Source organism: Sphingobacterium sp., from assembly GCF_032065005.1.
Classification (GTDB): Bacteria; Bacteroidota; Bacteroidia; order Sphingobacteriales; family Sphingobacteriaceae; genus Sphingobacterium.
In genome coordinates this window covers 41373-60760 of record NZ_DAMBMM010000009.1, presented here as the reverse complement: position 1 = coordinate 60760, position 19388 = coordinate 41373, and the positions used below count along the sequence as shown (strand labels likewise).

The following is a 19388-nucleotide window of genomic DNA, read 5'->3' as shown; positions in this document are numbered from 1 at the left end:
AAAACTTATCACAATGAAATCGAGTAAATCTATCATATTATGTGCAACTGGACTGACCTTATTATTTAGCAGTTGTAGGAAAGAAGAGTGGTTGAATCCACAACCCAAAACATTGATCACCGATGTTACCGCGTTTAGTACGCCAGAGCGTATCCTGAGTCAAGTTAATGGCTTGTATGCAAGCATGAAGGCTTCAAGCTACCTAGGGAGTTGGTACATATTGATTTCTGATGTCAGGACGGGTGAATTTCACTGTAGCAACATGAATGCTGCTACAGGTGCCACCATGTATTCCATGTTGCCTCAGACCACAACCTCCGATGTCAATGATATTTGGGTGGCGACCTATGCGGCAATCAACAAATTGAACGTTTTCTTGGATGGCTTAGATAATGGTGGTGATGCGGTATTGGATGCTGCCACAGCAAATAGCTACCGTGCAGAGGCACGACTGATCCGCGGGATGACCTATTATTATCTTTTGCAATTTTATGCAAGGCCGTATTGGGATGGTAATGGTAGTAAACCGGGACTTCCTCTCCGTTTGAAAGGAAATACAGGACCGGGGAACTATGATTTGGAGCGAAGTACTGTTGCAGAAACTTATAAACAAGTATTGGCTGACTTGGATTTTGCTGAACAAAACCTGCCAGCAAATTATACCTCTGCGTTCCTGAATACCACCAGAGCTCATAAAAACACCGCCATTGCTCTAAAAACGAGAGTTTACCTGAGCATGAGAGATTATCCTAAGGTAATCGCTGAAGCAAATAAGATTGTTCCTGCTTCAGCACCCTTCAGTGCAGGGACTGGGGTAGCCAATAAATTGGAAGGTAATTTTGAAGATCTCTTTAAGTCTCCTTACACTTCTGCGGAGTCGATTTTTTCAATGCCATTTACAAATAATGATGCTCCCGGAAGTGCCCTGTCCAGATATTATTTGCCAGGCACAGGTGACGGCGGTACATCTACCAGTAATGGAGCAGGTGAATATTCCTTGAATAAAGTGGAAGGAATCTATGCGTCAGCGGAATGGTTGGGTACTGATGCCCGTAGGAAATTGACCAAAACAGGAACAAAGACTGGGAAAGCATGGTTAACGAAGTTTAATCAAGCATCTCCTTATATCGATTATGTACCAGTAATCCGATATTCTGAAGTTTTGTTGAACCTTTCGGAGGCTTTGGCTAGATCCTCCAATACCATAGATGCCCGCTCATTAGCCTTATTGAACGCAGTATATGGCCGGTCAAATCAAGGGGCTTCCCTGACGGCAGGGGCATTTGCCAATGTAACCGCATATTTAAATAGAATCATCGAAGAACGTAGGATTGAATTCCTAGGCGAGGGAATCCGTAATGGTGACTTGATGCGATTGGGATTATCCATTCCAGCGAAATCACAGCATGCCATTGCTGCCGTGCCGACCGATGATCCTGCTTATATTCTACCGATTCCAAGTAATGAATTGATATTGAATAATTTAATGGATAATAACTAAAATAAATAATGTATGAATGATTATAAAATTAAGACGATTAGTTTCATAGCTTTCATGTTCATCTTTGGAGATCTATGGGCGCAGAGTTTAGCGCCCGTAATCCCAAGGGGGCCGCAATACAGTAAAAACAAGGCCATCGAAACATTGAAACTTGATACGTCAGTAGTATCTAACAATTCAGCCATCATTCCTGAAGTGGTAGAAACCAAGCATGTAGCCAAACTGAGGTCTGGTAGTATTGAGTATAAAGCCCAGTCAGGCTATATACAGTTGAAAGATGAAGACGGCAATCCCAAAGGGAATGTATTCTTTATCGCGTATGTTGCAACCAACCGGAAAGACCGTCCGGTTACTTTTGCATTCAATGGAGGCCCAGGTTCGGCCTCTGTTTGGGTTAATATGGGATTTATGGGACCTAAGCGGCCTAATTTGACCGAAGCTGGAGATGCCGTTTATCCATATAGCTACGGAGATAATCCGGAGACCTGGTTGGACAAGACAGATCTGGTGTTCATTGACCCGATCTCAACGGGATACAGCCGGGCGGTAAAAGGCGAAGATCCCAAGCAATTCCATGGATTTGTCGAGGATGTTCAGTCGGTAGCCGACTTCATCAGGTTGTATGTCACAAAGAATGAACGCTGGAATTCCAAGAAGTATATCATGGGCGAAAGCTATGGTACGCCGAGGGCAGCCGGTTTGGTTCAGTATCTACAGAACCGATACAGCATGTATTTTGATGGAGTCATCATGTTGAGTTCTATATTGAATATGCAGACGGCAAGGTTTGAGATCGGGAATGACCTTCCTTATCATCTGTTTTTGCCGACCTATACTGCAACAGCCTATTACCATAAACAATTAGAACCTAGCTTGCAGAGCAACCTAAGAGCAATACTGGATGAAGTTGAGAAATTTGCAAACAACGAATATATCCTGGCACTGAACAAGGGAACTGACTTAACAGAGCAAGAATATGATCAGATCGCGACTAAATTGGCTAGGTATACCGGTTTGAGCAAAGCCTATATCAAAGAAACCAACCTAAGGATCAATATCCATAAATTCTGTAAAGAATTGAGGCGCGATGAAGGTTTGACGGTGGGAAGGCTTGATAGCCGTGCTATCGGTCGAGACTATGATGATTCGGGCGATCGTTTCGAATTTGATCCAGCAGGAAATACAGCAGGTACCTTTTCTTCGGCAATGAATCATTATATTAGGACCGAACTTAAATTCAAGAATGAACTACCTTATGATTTTTCCGGTGGGGTATCCCCATGGAACTACAATAATGTTCAGAATAAATATTTAAATGCTTCAGAGCTATTGAGGCAAGCCATGGCTAAGAACCCTGACCTAAAGGTTTGGGTAATTGGTGGTTATTATGATTTGGCAACGCCTTATCATGCTGCTGAGTATGTTATGAAACATATGAATTTAAGGCCAGAACAGAAATCGAAAGTATCATTTACCTATTACGAGGCAGGGCACATGGTGTACATGCCGAAGGATTGCATGGTACAGCTAAATAAAGATGCAGATGAATTTTACAAGAAAAACTAACCGAAATTATTTGAAAGCAGGATTTTTCATTGCTTTCTTGGCGGGTTCAACCATGACCCATGCGCAAGAGGCAATCAAGTATCAATTACCTCCTCAATCCATCGTTGATCTTGTGGATGCTCCACAGATACCTATGGAGGAGTTCAGTCCAGATGGAAGGTATATGTTGGTACTGGAAGTTCCAGGTTTTCAAACCATTATTCAAGCTTCACAACCTGTGTTAGGTGTTGCCGGATTGAGAATCAATCCCATTAGCAATACCACTGTAGCAGAGAATCTGGGGACATTCAAAGGCCTGAAGATTCGTGATTTGAGCAATGGCTCAGAGTTCAGCATCCAAGGGCTGCCTCAGGACTTGCAGATTGCCGATGTAAAATGGTCATCCAAACCTGGTGTATTTGCCTTCTTGAATAAATCATTAGATGATACGGAACTATGGCTTGCCGACCTGAACAGTAAAACAGCTAAAAAGCTGTTGAGTAAGGTCAATGATACCTACGGAAGTACCTTTCAATGGAATGGAGATGGAACAGCTTTGCTTGCCCAGCAAGTGAACGCCTCAAGAGGATCGGTTCCTGTCCAAAATCCAGTGCCTACAGGTCCTGTAGTGCAGGAAAACCTTGGCGGCATCACCCCTTCAAGAACCTATCAGAACCTATTGGCAAATGGATACGATGAAACCCTAATGGAATATTATCTGACTTCAGACCTTATCGAAGTCGATCTTCAGGGAAATGCCAAACCTATCGGCATAAAGGGCATATTTAAATCTGTTTCCTATTCTCCAGATGGGAAATATATCCTGACGGAAAAGGTCGTTAAGCCCTATTCTTACTTGGTGCCCATCTACCTGTTTCCGGCAGAAGTGACCGTTTATTCTTCAACTGGTTCTAAAGTAAAAGATATCTATACCATCCCATTAGCCGATAAAATGCCGATTTCATTTGATGCGGTATTGGAAGGCCCTCGAGATTTCGAATGGCGAAAAGATAAGGATGCTTCATTGGTTTATGTGAAGGCATTAGATAAAGGCGACCCTAATATGAAGACCGAGGTCCGTGATGAATTATTTGAAATCGCTGCACCATTTGATCTTTCATCATCAAATAAGATATTCTCAGGTACCTATCGTGTTAGGGATATCCAATGGGGAGATGGAGTGGCTATCGTTTCAGAAAACTGGCGCAAGGACCGTTCCTCTAAACTGACATTAATCAACCCGAAGACCAATCAGGTAGTCAAAGTGCTTTCAACCCGCAAGTCTGAGGATACCTATACCGATCCAGGAAGCTTTGTGAAAAATGAAAAAGGTCAGTTGCTGACAGATGGGAAAGGTTCTGTTTTCACGCAAGGATTAGGAGCTTCTCCAGAAGGAGATCGCCCATTTCTGATGAAATGGAATGTTCAGAATGGTAAACAGGATACCTTGTACAAATCTAAACGTGGATATTATGAAGAGCCGATCTTCTTCAACAATACCGGAGTGCTATATGTCTCCAGGGAGTCCGCAAAAGATGCTCCCAATGTCTATTCGGTAAATATCAAAAACAAGAAGGAAACAAAGATTACAAACTTTGCAGATCCATACCCAAGTATCGCAAATGTTCAGAAAACCTTATTGTCTTACCCAAGAAAAGACGGATTGAACCTTTCAGGAACGCTATATGTACCTGCGGATTTCAAAAAAGGCGATGCGCCATTACCTGTTTTGGTATGGGCATACCCGCGTGAATTTAAGACCAAAGAGGCTGCCGGACAGGTAAAAGGATCACCAAATAGGTTCCCGCGCTTGGCCTTCCGTTCTCCGGTTTACTGGGTGACCCAAGGATACGCAGTCGTGGATCAAGCTGATATGCCAATCGTTGGTGAAGGGATTTCGGAACCTAACGACACCTTTGTTGAGCAGATCAAGGACAATGCTAGTGCATTGATAGACCATATTGTAGGATTAGGTGTGGCTGACCGCAACAGAATTGGGGTTGGAGGCCACTCTTACGGAGCTTTTATGACGGCCAATCTATTGGCACATACCGATCTGTTTGCCGCTGGTATAGCCAGAAGTGGAGCCTATAACAGGACCCTGACTCCATTTGGATTCCAAGGTGAGGCAAGGACCTATTGGCAGGCCAAAGACACCTATGATGCCATGTCGCCATTTACCTATGCACCACAGATCAAGAGACCGTTATTGATGACCCATGGAATGGACGATGAGAACTCAGGAACATTCCCTATACAGAGCGAGCGCCTTTATGCAGCGATTAAAGGGCATGGCGGAATCGTGCGCTTGGTGATGTTGCCGAAGGAGTTCCATGGTTACAGAAGTAGGGAAGGCGTCCTCCATACCTTCTGGGAACAACATCAATGGCTAGAGAAATATGTAAAAAACAACAAAAAATGATTAAGAATACCATAAAATCGATTCTGGTAGCCTTATTGATTGGGCAGTTCAACTATGGAACGGCGCAACAGGTTACCAATCCGAAAACACATTTTGGATTCAATATCGGTGATGATTATATGCTTGCCAACTACAAACAGATGGAAAGCTATTTTCTAAAAGTTGCCAAGGAATCCAACAGAGTACTTATACAGGACGGGGGACTAACAGAAGAGGGCAGGAAACAGCACCTGATCATTATCTCTTCCCCTGAGAACCTGAAAAATATCGAAAAATACCGTAAGATATCCCAAACCCTAGGTCGTGCCGAAGGAATCACTGAAGCCGAAGCGAAGGAACTTTCCCTAGCAGGAAAACCTGTGGTATGGATTGATGGAGGTATGCACTCCAATGAGATGGTTGGATCGCATCAATTAATTGAAACCTTCTATCAATTGACCAACCGTAATGATGCTGAAATCAACAACTACCTGGATAAAGTGGTGGTCCTGATGTGGCATGTCAATCCAGACGGTCAGGATCTATTGGCAGATTGGTATATGCAATATGAGGACAAGTCAAAGCGTAACATGTCCATTCCTACCTTGTACCAGAAATATGTAGGCCATGATAATAACCGCGATTTCTTTATGTTCAACATGAAGGAAGCGAGCAACCTGGCCAAGGTAGTCTATGTAGATTGGTTGCCTCAGATTATCTATAACCACCACCAAACCTCTCCAGATGGCACTATTGTCGCTGGCCCGCCATATCGCGACCCATTTAACCATGTGTTCGATCCGTTATTGGTGACCGGAATTGATGGTGTTGGATTTGCGATGATCAATCGTCTTAATGAAGAAGATAAGCCTGGCTATGTCCGCATGGATCAATCTGGATTTTCTACTTGGTGGAATGGAGGATTGAGAACTGCTCCATATTTCCATAACATGATCGGTATCTTGACCGAAATTACAGGCCATCCAACCCCTTCGGAGATTCCATTGGTAGCAGAAAGGCAGATCCCTAGAAATGGCTTGCCTTTCCCTATTGCACCTCAAAAGTGGAATTTCAAGAAATCAATTGACTATTCCGTGTCGATGAACTTCGCCATCCTAGACTATGCTGCGCGTAATGGAGATAAATTATTGTACAACATCTACAAGATGGGTAAAAACTCCATTGACCGAGGTAATGAGGATTATTGGACAAAATACCCTAAATATGCCGAGTCCATTGAGAAAGCCTATGATGCAGATGTAGCAGCAGGTAAGGTGAAGAAAGAAGAAAGCAATACTTTCTACCGTTCAAAAACTATCCCTAAAAGCTATTATGATGCAATTTTCGCTGATAAATCCAAACGCGACCCAAGAGCTTTCATCCTATCGGCCGATCAAGAAGATTTCGGAACAGCCGTTAAATTTGTGAATACCTTGATCAAATCTGGAGTTTATGTTTATCAAGCGAACGCTGACTTCAGAGTAAATGGAAAGAATTATCCAAAGGGATCCATCGTTGTCAAAACCAATCAAGCCTTCAGACCGCAGGTTTTGGACATGTTCGAACCTCAGGATCACCCACACGATGTGGAATATGAGGGAGGCCCTCCAATCCGTCCGTATGATGCAGCAGGTTGGACCTTGGCCATGCAAATGGGCGTAAAATACGATAAAGTATATGATGATTTCAATGCGCCTTTAGAGAAAAAAGAAACAGGTGTTCTGTTGAACCCATTGGCTAGAGAGGTTGCCTCTTCAAAAGGTGGATATCTGATCAATGGAAAAGCAAATGATGCTTATTTGGCGATCAACCAACTATTGAAAGCTGGCGTGAAAGTATTCCGTGACCTTGATTCAAAAGATTTCTATGTAGATGCAAAAGCAGCAGCTAAGGTAAAGGAATTTGGATCTACCTTAGGCTTGGAAAGCAAAGCGGTTTCGAGCAAGCCAAAGCAATTGAAACCTGTTGAAGCCATCAAGATCGGCTTATTTGACCATTATGGAGGTAGCATGCCTTCAGGATGGGTAAGATGGATGTTGGAGCAATATGGATTTGACTACAAATTATTCTATCCACAAGATATAGACAACAGTAGCATCAAAGATTATGATGTGCTGTTGTTCGTAGGTCAGGGTATTCCGGCATTTGGTTCCAATGCTTCAGGCCGTTCGGTAGACGCGAGCATCGTTCCGGATCAATATAAACACATGTTGGGTTCAGTAACAGCTGCCAAGTCCATCCCTGTGCTTAAAACATTCGTAGAAAATGGAGGACAGATCGTGACTATTGGTGCTGCATCAGAACTGGTTTACCATTTCAACCTTCCAGTTGAAAATCCGTTGACGGAAGTGGGCAAGGATGGCAAGAAAGTGAAGTTGTCCAGTGTGAAGTTTTATGTTCCTACCAGTATTTTAAAGGCTGAAGCAGATATCAGCAGACCTGAGAACTATGGATTGGATAAAGACCTAAACATTGTGTTCAATAACAGTCCGGTCTTTAAGTTCCAGAATTCGGATAACCTATATTCATTAGGTTCCATTAACTCAGATCATTCGCTTTTAAGTGGCTGGGCGCATGGACAGCAATATTTAAAGGATGTCAATATTGGATTGGTATCCAAGATTGGGAAAGGGAAATTAGTGGCCATTGGACCTGAGATCACCAACAGGGCACAAAGCCATGGAACATTCAAAATGTTATTTAATCAACTATACCGATAAAAATAAAGGGAGCGAAAGCTCCCTTTTATTATTTATTGTAGTTCATCTCTATTTTCAGGAATCTTCCCGTTTCAGAGTTTTTCTGTTTGATCAATTCCTCCGGTGTACCTTGGAAAAGGACTTTTCCGCCGTTTTTGCCACCTTCAGGCCCCATATCAATGACCCAGTCGGCCGCTTTGATGACATCTAGGTTATGCTCAATGATCAGAACCGTATTACCGCGGTCAACCAAACGATTGATAACCCCCAGCAATACATTGACGTCCTCGAAATGTAGACCTGTCGTCGGTTCATCCAGGATATAGAACGTCTTTCCGGTATCTTTTTTAGAAAGTTCCGTTGCCAATTTTACCCTTTGGGCCTCACCACCAGAAAGGGTGGTCGAAGATTGTCCCAAGGTAATATAGCCTAGACCTACATCCTGTAGGGTCTTTATTTTCCGATAGATGGAAGGGATATTTTCGAAGAAGGTTACCGCTTCATCAATGCTCATGTCCAGTACATCTGAAATGGATTTTCCACGATATCTCACCTCTAAAGTCTCTCGGTTATAGCGCTTTCCGTTACAGGTTTCACAGGGAACCTGAACATCAGGCAAAAAGTTCATCTCGATGATCTTCATCCCCGCACCTTGACAGGTTTCACATCTTCCGCCCTTCACGTTGAACGAAAAGCGTCCCGGTTTGTAACCCCTGATCTTGGCCTCTGGTAATTGTACGTAGAGCGCCCGGATATCGGAGAATACACCGGTATAAGTGGAAGGGTTTGACCTTGGCGTCCTACCGATTGGAGACTGATCGATTTCAATCACCTTATCGATGTTTTCCAAGCCTTCTATTTTTGCGTAAGGTAGCGGTTTAGCTTTTGCCCTAAAGAAATGGTGGTTCAATATCGGGTATAAGGTGTTGGTGATTAAACTAGATTTACCAGAACCCGATACACCCGTTACAAGCACCAATTCTCCCAAAGGGATATCAATACTCACATTCTTTAAGTTGTGCCCTGTAGCGCCCTTTAAAGTAAGTGTATGGCCATTTCCTTTTCTTCTTTCATCAGGTATCTTGATTTCTCGGGTACCATTCAGGTAATCTGTCGTCAAGGTGTTTTCCTTCATCAATTGCTTAGGCGTCCCTTGAGCCACGACTTTCCCGCCGTGAACACCAGCTGCCGGTCCCATATCGATGACATAGTCCGAATGTAGGATCATGTCCTTGTCATGCTCTACGACCAAAATGGAATTACCGATATCACGAAGATTTTTAAGGGCATTGATCAAGCGTTCATTATCACGTTGGTGCAGACCGATACTCGGTTCGTCCAAGATATAAAGTACATTGACCAATTGTGATCCGATCTGTGTGGCAAGGCGAATCCGTTGAGCCTCTCCACCGGATAAGCTTTTGGAGCTGCGGTTTAAGGTCAGGTAATTCAGGCCTACATCCAACAGGAATCCAATCCTGGTCTTGATTTCCTTGATGATTTCCGTGGCTATGATGTTCTGTCTTTCAGAAAGCCTGTCTTCAACGCCATCAAACCATTCATTCAAGGCTACAATATCCATTTCTGCCAATTCCGAAATATTCTTGTCCGCAACTTTGATATGTAGCGATTCTTTTTTCAAGCGTGCCCCATGGCATTCCGGACAAACAACCTGTGTACGGAATTCATCCAAACCTTGTGTATCATCGCTGTATTTCGCGCTCATCTCTTCCAACATCTTGAAGATACCGGCGAATTGCACCTTATATTCCCTAGCTCCATATGAACCGTAGGAAACCGTTAAGCTTATCGGTTCCTCTTCTCCAAAAAGAAGGTTGTCGATCAGATCTTCGGATAGCTTGTCGATAGGTGTCGTTAGCGAAAAATCATATTTCTTGGCCACTGCTTTCAGTACCGCAAAGTTCCAGGAGTCTTTTACAGGCCCCAATGGGATTATTCCGCCCTTTTGTATGCTTTGGCTTCTATCAGGGATAACGATCTTTTTGTCGATTTCATAGATATATCCTAAACCATCGCATTTAGGACAGGCTCCATAAGGGGAGTTAAAGGAAAATGTATTAGGTTGCGGTTCATCATAGGAAATCCCAGATTCCGCATCCATTAAATAGCGACTGAAAAATTGTTCCTTATTTTCTTTATTGGCAATCTTGATGATCCCTTTAGCCGTTTTTAAGGCCTGGCCAATGGAGGTAAAGAGTCTTTTCCTAGATTCCTGCTCCACAATGATCCGATCCACGACAATCTCGATATCATGGATTTTATAACGGTCAACCTGCATTTTAGGAGCAATATCCAATATTTCTCCATCCACACGTACTTTGGTATAGCCCTGTTTCCTGATTTGTTCAAAAAGTTCGCGGTAATGACCTTTACGGCCCTTCACCACAGGAGCTAAAACATAGATGCCTTCTCCATTGAATTCATTGAGGATACGGTCTGTGATTTCGTCATCAGACATGCGTTCCATCTTTTTGCCGGTCACATAGGAATAGGCTTCCCCAATCCTTGCATATAGCAATCGCAGGAAGTCATATATTTCTGTTATGGTCCCTACGGTGGATCTTGGGTTTTTGGAAGTGGTTTTTTGTTCAATCGAAATAACGGGACTCAGGCCAGAGATTTTGTCTACGTCCGGTCTTTCCATTCCTCCCAAAAATTGGCGGCTGTAGGCAGAGAAAGTCTCCATATACCGTCTTTGTCCTTCGGCATAGATCGTATCAAAAGCCAAAGAGGACTTACCGCTGCCACTTAATCCCGTGATAACGACAAGTTGGTTTCTTGGAAATGATACATCGATGTTTTTAAGGTTGTGTACACGGGCACCAAATACTTCTAATTCGCTTTGATCCCCAAGGTCTACTGCTTTTTTTACGGCCATTAATCTCTCCTTTTAGCAAAATGCAAAGTTACAGATTTTTAGCTAAGGATTTTTATTTGCTCAACCCTAATCTACTATTAGGCAGGATTATTGAAAAGTATTACCTTTAAACTACAAAGCACATCAACTTGAAGAAACTAGACATAAATAAATCGGAGCGCGAGATCATAGAACAGGCATTGCATCATTGGGAAAAAGAGCAGTTGATATCGCAGGAAAAATCTGAGGAATTAAAGGGGAATTTGGATGACAAAGGCTTTGAATGGGGGATGTTGGCCAGGTATGCCTTCTGGATCGCTTTGGCCTCATTGATCTTCTCCGTAGTTTCCCTGTTTTCTGATGGTTATCTGTCCGACTTGGTGGAGAAATTTTATGAGACCCCAAACGTAATATTCTGTTTAGGCTTTGCAGGACTGGCTGTTTTGTTCTATATCCTAGGTTTTCGGAATAAGTCGAAAAACCCGGAAAAGAACTTTTCAAATGAGACCTTGATGCTTGCCGGCGCATTTTCCACAGCGGCTAGCATCGGATTTTTAGGACAGGTCCTGGACCGGAATGAAAACCACTTCACCCTGCTATTCCTACTATCCATTATTATTTACGGAATCCTTTCTGTCAAGCTGACCTCAAAGTTGCTTTGGGTTTTTACCTTAGTGGCCCTCGGGATTTGGTTTGCAACGGAAACCGCATACCATAGCAATTGGGGATTTAAGTTCTGGGGGATGAATTACCCCTTACGATTTACCATTTTTGGGATTATCCTGACTGCCTTTGCGGTATTGCTACAACCTAAAATAAAGCCATTGGCCGTCTTCAGGTCCACTTCTTTTGTCGTTGGACTGCTCTATACCATGATCGCTCTTTGGTTGCTTTCCATATTTGGCAACTATAGTGATTTCGACAAATGGTCCAGTGTCAGACAGTATGAGATTTTTTACTGGGGACTTTTAGGGATTGCCATTTCCCTGGGCTTGGCCATCTATGGCATGAAAACCAAGGACCATATCTCGCGTGATATCGGTTTTGTATTCTTTATCCTGAATCTGTATACCCGGTTTGTGGAGTATTTATGGGATAATATCAATAGAACGATTTTCTTTTTGTTATTGGCGGTTTCCTTTTGGTTTGTTGGCCGTTGGGCCGAAAGTATCTGGAAGAAAAAGGAGTGAGGTATTAATACTTTACCCCATTTTCCTTTAAGAAATTCACTGCAATTTTCTCATGTTCGATCAACGGTTTCAACTCTGAATCCATGAGGGAGGATGCCACAGAAACAAAGAACTTATTGATTGACGGAATTAAGGTTTCAGAAATGAGCTGTACCCTTTCCATGTGAAATTCAGAGGTGATAATGATCAATAAGTCTGGTTTTATTTCTTCGACGGCCTTTCGGGAGAGGGAAAAATCTTCAATGGTGTTCTTTGAAGGGATCCCTGGCAGAAACCGAGCAGGATTAATGCCTTTGAGGCTCAGGAAATTTTGAGCATAATATGTATGAGGTTTGTCCGTAATATTAAAGTGGTCGCCTTGACCACCCGTACATAAGATCAAAGCAGAGTCGTTATTGATGGCTAAATCATATGCTCTATATAGCCTATCGAGTGCTATAGCCGAAAGGTGTCCGTACTCGTCATTAGGCGCGCCCAACACCATGATTATTGTTTTCATGAACAAATGAATTAATTACTCAAAACTATAAAAAAGGATATAAATAAAGTAGGGTTTAATAATTATTTCTTGGACTTTAAAATATTAACCAATCTAGTTTTACATTCTAATTATAATAAAAATTTATAACAATTGGAATTGCTGTATCCACGGTAATTTACGAAAAATATTAAAAAAGGACAAATTGGTCTTAAATATGGGTTTGCAGAAAAAAAGAGGTCGGATTTTTGTTCCGACCTCTTTCAACTCCATTAGGAGTTATTATGTTTTAAAATCTTATAAGTGGATTACTTCACCGTACGCATCAGCAACAGCTTCCATAATAGCTTCACTCATGGTCGGGTGTGGGTGAACCGATTTAATGATCTCATGGCCAGTTGACTCTAATTTACGAGCTACAACCACTTCAGCGATCATTTCAGTTACGTTCGCACCAATTAAGTGAGCACCTAAGAATTCACCATATTTAGCATCGAAGATTACTTTTACGAAACCATCTTTTGCACCTGCGGCAGAAGCCTTACCAGAAGCAGAGAATGGGAATTTACCCACTTTGATTTCATAACCAGCATCTTTAGCAGCTTTTTCAGTGAAACCTACGGAAGCAACTTCTGGTGAACAGTAAGTACATCCAGGAATGTTGTTATAATCGATTGGGTCAACATGTAAACCTTTGATCTTCTCCACACAGGTGATACCTTCAGCAGATGCCACGTGCGCTAGAGCTTGACCTTTCACGATATCGCCGATTGCATATACACCATCGATGTTCGTTTTGTAGAAGTCATCAACAAGGACACGTCCTTTATCTGTTTTTACACCAACTTCTTCAAGGCCTAGGTTTTCGATGTTAGGCGTAATACCTACAGCAGAAAGAACCACTTCAGCTTCAAGGGTTTCAGTACCTTTTTCCGTTTTGATGGATACTTTGCACAGATCACCTTTAGTGTCTACTGATTGAACTTCTGATTTCGTAAGGATATTGATACCAGCTTTCTTCAAGGATTTCTCTAATTGTTTAGAGATTTCCTCATCTTCTACAGGCACGATACGGTCCATAAATTCAACGATAGTCACTTTCGTACCGATTGCGTTGTAGAAATATGCAAATTCGACACCGATAGCTCCCGAACCTACGACAACCATAGATTTAGGTTGCTTAGGCAAGTTCATTGCTTGGCGGTAACCGATAATTTTCTTTCCGTCCTGAGGGAGGTTAGGTAATTCTCTGGAGCGAGCACCAGTTGCAAGGATCGTGTGTTTAGCTGTATATTCTTTGGTAGAACCATCTGCAGCTTTCACTTCGATCTTACCAGCTTTTTTAATTTTTGCAGTTCCCATGATCACGTCGATCTTGTTCTTTTTCATCAAGAACTGGATCCCTTTGCTCATGCCATCTGCTACACCACGACTTCTTTTTACGATGGCTTCAAAGTCGGCTTCTCCACCGTTCACTTTGATACCATAATCAGCAGCATGATTTAAATATTCGAATACTTGTGCACTTTTCAATAGTGCCTTGGTAGGAATACAGCCCCAGTTAAGGCAAATTCCACCTAATGCGTCACGTTCGATAATGGCAGTTTTGAATCCCAATTGAGCTGCTCTGATGGCGGCTACGTATCCACCTGGACCACTACCGATAACAATAATGTCGTAATTCATAAATATTAATTGTCGTTATGTTTGCAAATACAATTCTTCAAAAATACACATTTTTTATTTAGTCAGGACATATCTTTTCCCCTATGGGGTGATTTTTACGCGGTATATGTCATATCGAGGTCAATCCTTTTCCTCGATTTCATTTCCCTAAAGGATTTCCTTTTCTTTGCGCTGACTAATAGTAATTTATATGTTAAGAATATTTCAGCAAGTTGCCCTTTGGGAGGCAATCTCTACCGTTTTGTTGTTTTTTGTTGCTATGCCATTGAAGTATTTTGGAGGTATTCCAGAAGCCGTGCGTGTTGCCGGATCAATCCATGGTTTCCTCGTTGTACTTTTTGTTGTCCTGTTGATTGCCTGTTGGCAAACCTATAACTGGAAGATTGGCCGCGTAGTCAAATATTTCTTCCTTAGCTTGATCCCAATCGTTTCCTTTTGGGTAGAAAAAGACCTTAAAAGAGAGATTACAGCTCAAAAAGCTGCTTAATCCCTTTTCTTGATATCCGACTCGATCCCCATATAGGCATAGGTAATTTCCGTTTTGCCATGTGGGGTTGGAGTTCCTTCCGGATCTAGGTTGACAAATACCAATTTGTCGATCGAAAGAATCACCATCCTTGTTATTTTATTGCGGACCACACAGCGCATCGTTAACGAGGTCCTTCCAAAATTGATGGCTTCAATGCCGAGCTCAATGATATCACCTTGCTTGGCCGAACTGACAAAGTTGATTTCTGAAATGTATTTAGTGACTACATGTGGATTCCCGAGTTGGACGATGGCGTAGATTACCGCTTCTTCATCTATCCAGCGCAATAGAGTTCCTCCGAATAAGGATCCATTAGGGTTTAGGTCCTCGGGTTTGACCCATTTACGAGTATAAAAGTTCATGATACAAATATCCGAAAAAATAGTTTATTCATTTTCTGTATTTTCCAGAAAGATTCAAGGCCATTAGAGCGGCTTATCTTTAATAAAAATGCTAGTCAAAAGGAACATGGCAATTCGCTAAAATTTGAGTCTGAAAAATTTTTTTTAGGGTAATTTTTGAGAAGTATTATTGGGGATTGATTCGAGTCTCATTCGAGACATATTCGGAAAATTCGGAATGTGTCTCGAATGAGACCAATAGCTCCACTAGGTTCAGAAACAAAAAAAGAGGCTACCTGAAAAGATAGCCTCTAGAAATAATATTTTTGATTTTAAGCGTGGATCGCTCTATTTGCAGTTGCTGCAAGAGCAGCTTCTTTAAATGCTTCCGTGAAGGTAGGGTGAGCGTGACAGATTCTACCGATATCTTCAGCAGATGCACGGTATTCCATTGCTACAACAGCCTCTGCAATCATATCAGCGGCACGTGGTCCGATCATGTGTACACCTAGGATCTCATCCGTTTCGGCATCAGCCAATACTTTGATGAAACCATCTGTGTCACCCGATGCTTTCGCACGTCCAGACGCTTTGAATGAGAAACTTCCAGCTTTATATTTCTTGCCTTCTTCTTTAAGTTGTTCTTCAGTTTTACCTACAGAGGCAACTTCAGGCCATGTGTAAACTACTCCAGGGATCAAGTTGTAGTCGATATGCGGTTTTTGACCAGCGATACGTTCAGCAACATAGATACCTTCATCTTCAGCTTTGTGAGCCAACATAGCACCTTTGATCACATCACCGATGGCGTATACACCAGCAACCGAAGTTTCCAAATGCTCGTTTACAGGAACCTTATTTCCTCTTTCTTCAGTTTTGATGCCGATATTTTCAAGGCCTAGACCTTCTGTATAAGCTGTTCTACCAACCGCTACGATACAGTAATCGCCTTGCAATTCTACCGCTTGGCCTTTAGCATCTTCCGCCGTAACCGTTACGTTCTTACCTTTTACGGTAGCTCCGGTAACTTTGTGGCTCATGAAGAATTCCACGCCTAAGTTTTTCTTCAGTACGCGTTGTAATTCTTTTCCTAGTCCAGCATCCATGGTAGGGATGATAGATTTTGCATATTCTACAACGGATACTTTAGCGCCTAAACGGGCATATACAGAACCCAGCTCCAATCCGATAACACCACCACCGATAACGATTAAGTGTTTAGGGACTTCAGTAAGGTTTAATGCTTCAGTAGAAGTAATGATACGTTTTTTGTCAACAGGAAGGAAAGGTAATGCTGAAGGTTTAGAACCCGAAGCGATAATTACGTTTTTCGCGCTTAACTCTTCTACTTTACCATCTGCAGCAGTCACTTTAATGGTGTTTTTGTCAACGAATGAACCTACGCCTTGGAAGCTGTCAATTTTGTTTTTCTTGAATAAGAAGGTAATACCAGCAGTATTTTGGTCAATAACACTGTTCTTTCTGTCGATCATTTTTTTCATGTCGACCTTCAGGTTACTTAAGCTAATGCCGTGTTGTTCAAAATTGTGAGCAGCATTGTGGTAATGTTCTGATGAATCCAACAATGCTTTGGATGGGATACATCCAACATTAAGACAGGTTCCTCCAAATGTGCTGTATTTTTCAATTACGGCTGTTTTTAAGCCTAATTGAGCACAACGGATAGCGGCAACATAACCACCTGGACCACTTCCGATTACGATTACGTCGTATTGCATAGAGATTTTTCTTTGTTTACGAGGCAAATTTACTATTTAAATGCATATTAAGCGAAGATTAATAGGATTAAAAATTGGGTGTTTTTTGGAATTAGACGGAGAGATTACAAAAGGAAGGAGAGGTTTCAGGGATGGATTCTGATTCTGAGCGAGGAGCGAGGAATCTGTAGTCTTTTATAAAATTGAATGTCATTCTTGACCGAAGGTTAAGGAATTGTTCGTGTGCTGGAGCAATGGTTGGTTTTTGGAAGATGGAAGTAAGTATTGGCGTACAGTTCCTGTTTGCTGCGCAAAAGGATGACAGCGAGAGGGAGAAGCGAAGAATCTGTAGTCATTAAAAAAAAATGTCATCCTTGACCGAAGGTTAAGGAACTGTTCGTATGCTGGAGCAATGGTTCGGTTTTGGCGGAAGAATGTGAGTATTGGCGTACGGTTCCTGTTTGCTTCGCAAAAGGATGACAGCGAGAGTGAGGATGAAAGGAACTGCTCGTATGCTGGAGCAATGGTTGGGTTTTGGAAGAAGAAGGTTAGTATTGGCGTACAGTTCCTGTTTGCTTCGCAAAAGGATGACAGCGAGAGTGGGGAGCAAGGAATCTGTAGTCATTAAAAAAAGAATGTCATCCTTAACCGAAGGTTAAGGAACTGTTCGTGTGCTGGAGCAATGGTTGAGTTTTGGCGGAAGAATGTGAGTATTGGCGTACGGTTCCTGTTTGCTTCGCAAAAGGATGACAGCGAGAGTGGGGATCAAAGAACTGTTCGTGTGCTGGAGCAATGGTTGGTTTTGGAAGAAGAAGGTTAGTATTGGCGTACAGTTCTTGTTTGCTTCGCAAAAAGATGACAGCGATAGGGAGGATGACAGCGTACAGATTTCTCGCTATTCGTCCAGAATCAAATTTATTGACATTCAATAAAAAAAACATAAACTTTACATGGTTGGAACGAAGGCTTAATAGTAAAATGCTTATTTGTAAAAAAATTAAAATATAGTGTATTACGTTTATATTCTAACAAATTCCAATCGAACTGTCCTTTATGTAGGTGTAACTAATGATTTAAAAGTTCGATTAACTTTTCACAAATCACCATCTCTATCTCACAATTCCTTTACCAATAGGTATAAAGTGTATTTTCTAATTTATTTTGAGACCTTTTCTCATGTTTTGGACGCAATAACTCGAGAGAAGGAAATTAAGAGATGGACAAGAAAACGAAAAGAGGAATTAATTAACACTCAAAACAAAGAATGGAAATTCTTAAATGACATGATTTAGGGGAGGATTCTGTAGTCCTTAAAAAAAATGTCATCCTTAACCGAAGGTTAAGGAACTGTTCGTGTGCTGGAGCAAAGGTTGGGTTTTGGAAGATGGAAGTTAGTATTGGCGTACAGTTCCTGTTTGCTTCGCAAAAGGATGACAGCGATAGTGGGGATAAAGGAACTGTTCGTATGCTGGATTAATGGTTAAAAATTAGGATTTGAAAAAGGCATTTGTGCACTGTTAGTATGCAGAAAAAAAGATTGAAATTAGGTGAAGAAGGTGAGTATTGGCGTACAGTTCCTGTTTGCTGCGCAAAAGGATGACAGGGATAGTGGGGATCAAGGAACTGTTCGTATGCTGGAGCAATGGTTGAGTTTTGGAAGATGGAAGTTAGTATTGGCGTACAGTTCCTATTTGCTGCGCAAAAGGATGACAGCGATAGTGAGGATGAAAGCGTACAGATTCTTCGCAATTCGCTCAGAACTGAAGACAGGGGATATAAATATAAAAGGCTCCAATTTGGAGCCTTTTATATATGTTCAATTACTTTGATTATTCAGCAACGATTTGACCATGCATAATTCCAAAGTGACCAGGGAAGCTACATAGGTAAGGATAAACTCCTTTTTCCAATGTAAACGTGATTTTGTCTTCTTGACCTGGACCTAATAATTTCGTGTGTGCAACGATTGATGAAAGAGCTGATTTAGGGATATACTCGTTATCCGCTGCAGCCGTAGCTTCACCACCGAAAGTAGCCACATCAACACCTGGTTTCAAAACAACCAAGTTGTGTCCCATTGATTCAACAGGCATTGAACCTACGTTTTTCAAAGTCAATTCTACTGGTTCACCAGCTTTAACACGGATTAATGTAGTATTGAATTGCATTTGATCATTAGCTTCAACTGTCCATTGGTTTGACAATGTTACATTCTCAATACCTTCTACAGTTGTAGTAGATGCAGTTTCTGTAGCTTCTGGTGCAGTTGTAGTGGTTTCGGTTGAAGCGCCTTCTTCTTTCTTCTCAGCGTTATTGCCACAAGAAGTAATTCCAATTGCTAAAACTAGCGCTGGAATAATAAATAATTTCTTCATAGCTATTTTTAATAAATTTTATACGAATTTAACATAAATTATTGATT

The 19388-nt window shown here is 41.8% G+C and carries 16 protein-coding genes; 10 read left to right on the top strand and 6 right to left on the bottom strand.

All coding sequences use genetic code 11. From position 1 onward, the window contains the following. Nucleotides 1–13 precede the first annotated feature (13 nt). The 4 genes from RT138_RS14390 to RT138_RS14375 are packed head-to-tail and all read left to right on the top strand — an operon-like array spanning nucleotide 14 to nucleotide 8167. Nucleotides 14–1501: a RagB/SusD family nutrient uptake outer membrane protein gene (locus RT138_RS14390; protein ID WP_313191245.1), complete on the top strand. Its 1488-nt coding sequence runs from the start codon at nucleotides 14–16 to the stop codon at nucleotides 1499–1501. A 12-nt stretch (nucleotides 1502–1513) separates the two neighbouring features. Further along, nucleotides 1514–3067, top strand: coding sequence for a S10 family serine carboxypeptidase-like protein (locus tag RT138_RS14385; RefSeq protein ID WP_313191244.1), 1554 nt, complete (start codon nucleotides 1514–1516; stop codon nucleotides 3065–3067). Continuing rightward, nucleotides 3045–5468, top strand: coding sequence for a S9 family peptidase (locus RT138_RS14380; protein WP_313191243.1), 2424 nt, complete (start codon nucleotides 3045–3047; stop codon nucleotides 5466–5468). Before RT138_RS14385 ends, RT138_RS14380 begins: the two co-directional genes overlap by 23 nt. Beyond that, nucleotides 5465–8167: a M14 family metallopeptidase gene (locus tag RT138_RS14375; RefSeq protein WP_313191242.1), complete on the top strand. Its 2703-nt coding sequence runs from the start codon at nucleotides 5465–5467 to the stop codon at nucleotides 8165–8167. The genes RT138_RS14380 and RT138_RS14375 overlap by 4 nt, the downstream gene beginning before the upstream one ends. A gap of 28 nt (nucleotides 8168–8195) precedes the next feature. On the opposite strand, the gene uvrA is transcribed toward RT138_RS14375, so the two are convergent. Next, nucleotides 8196–11045: an excinuclease ABC subunit UvrA gene (gene uvrA, locus RT138_RS14370; RefSeq protein WP_313191241.1), complete on the bottom strand. Its 2850-nt coding sequence runs from the start codon at nucleotides 11043–11045 to the stop codon at nucleotides 8196–8198. Between the two features lie 128 nt (nucleotides 11046–11173). On the opposite strand from uvrA, the gene RT138_RS14365 reads away from it, so the two are divergent. Next, nucleotides 11174–12214, top strand: coding sequence for a DUF2157 domain-containing protein (locus RT138_RS14365; protein WP_313191240.1), 1041 nt, complete (start codon nucleotides 11174–11176; stop codon nucleotides 12212–12214). Nucleotides 12215–12218: 4 nt separating this feature from the next. Here the strand turns inward: RT138_RS14365 and RT138_RS14360 are convergent, their stop codons facing one another. Together RT138_RS14360 and lpdA (RT138_RS14355) are read right to left on the bottom strand one after the other, a co-directional pair. Further along, a complete protein-coding gene (locus RT138_RS14360; protein WP_313191239.1) occupies nucleotides 12219–12713 on the bottom strand; it encodes a YdcF family protein in 495 nt (164 codons plus the stop codon). A 276-nt stretch (nucleotides 12714–12989) separates the two neighbouring features. Then, entirely contained in the window at nucleotides 12990–14378 is a 1389-nt protein-coding gene (gene lpdA, locus RT138_RS14355; protein ID WP_185211201.1) for a dihydrolipoyl dehydrogenase, read from the bottom strand. A 190-nt stretch (nucleotides 14379–14568) separates the two neighbouring features. Here lpdA (RT138_RS14355) and RT138_RS14350 point away from each other — a divergent pair, with 190 nt between their 5' ends. Further along, entirely contained in the window at nucleotides 14569–14865 is a 297-nt protein-coding gene (locus RT138_RS14350; protein WP_093100829.1) for a DUF3817 domain-containing protein, read from the top strand. Here the strand turns inward: RT138_RS14350 and RT138_RS14345 are convergent. Together RT138_RS14345 and lpdA (RT138_RS14340) are read right to left on the bottom strand one after the other, a co-directional pair. Next, entirely contained in the window at nucleotides 14862–15269 is a 408-nt protein-coding gene (locus tag RT138_RS14345; RefSeq protein WP_093100827.1) for an acyl-CoA thioesterase, read from the bottom strand. The genes RT138_RS14350 and RT138_RS14345 overlap by 4 nt on opposite strands. 311 nt (nucleotides 15270–15580) lie before the next feature. Next, nucleotides 15581–16987, bottom strand: a complete 1407-nt coding sequence (gene lpdA / locus RT138_RS14340) for a dihydrolipoyl dehydrogenase (RefSeq protein ID WP_185211197.1) — start codon at nucleotides 16985–16987, stop codon at nucleotides 15581–15583. A 391-nt stretch (nucleotides 16988–17378) separates the two neighbouring features. Here lpdA (RT138_RS14340) and RT138_RS14335 point away from each other — a divergent pair, with 391 nt between their 5' ends. The 4 genes from RT138_RS14335 to RT138_RS14320 all read left to right on the top strand — a co-directional run bounded on the left by RT138_RS14335 (nucleotide 17379) and on the right by RT138_RS14320 (nucleotide 18795). Next, nucleotides 17379–17594: a hypothetical protein gene (locus tag RT138_RS14335; protein ID WP_313191238.1), complete on the top strand. Its 216-nt coding sequence runs from the start codon at nucleotides 17379–17381 to the stop codon at nucleotides 17592–17594. Between the two features lie 54 nt (nucleotides 17595–17648). Then, nucleotides 17649–17786: a hypothetical protein gene (locus tag RT138_RS14330; protein WP_313191237.1), complete on the top strand. Its 138-nt coding sequence runs from the start codon at nucleotides 17649–17651 to the stop codon at nucleotides 17784–17786. A gap of 187 nt (nucleotides 17787–17973) precedes the next feature. Then, nucleotides 17974–18258 (top strand): GIY-YIG nuclease family protein, encoded by a 285-nt coding sequence (locus RT138_RS14325; RefSeq protein WP_313191236.1) that lies wholly within the window; start codon nucleotides 17974–17976, stop codon nucleotides 18256–18258. 255 nt (nucleotides 18259–18513) lie between these two features. After that, nucleotides 18514–18795: a hypothetical protein gene (locus RT138_RS14320; protein ID WP_313191235.1), complete on the top strand. Its 282-nt coding sequence runs from the start codon at nucleotides 18514–18516 to the stop codon at nucleotides 18793–18795. On the opposite strand, the gene RT138_RS14315 is transcribed toward RT138_RS14320, so the two are convergent. Then, nucleotides 18796–19341 carry an azurin gene (locus RT138_RS14315; protein ID WP_313191234.1) on the bottom strand — a complete coding sequence of 182 codons (546 nt, stop codon included), beginning with the start codon at nucleotides 19339–19341 and terminating at the stop codon, nucleotides 18796–18798. It abuts the gene before it with no gap. Nucleotides 19342–19388 lie beyond the last annotated feature (47 nt).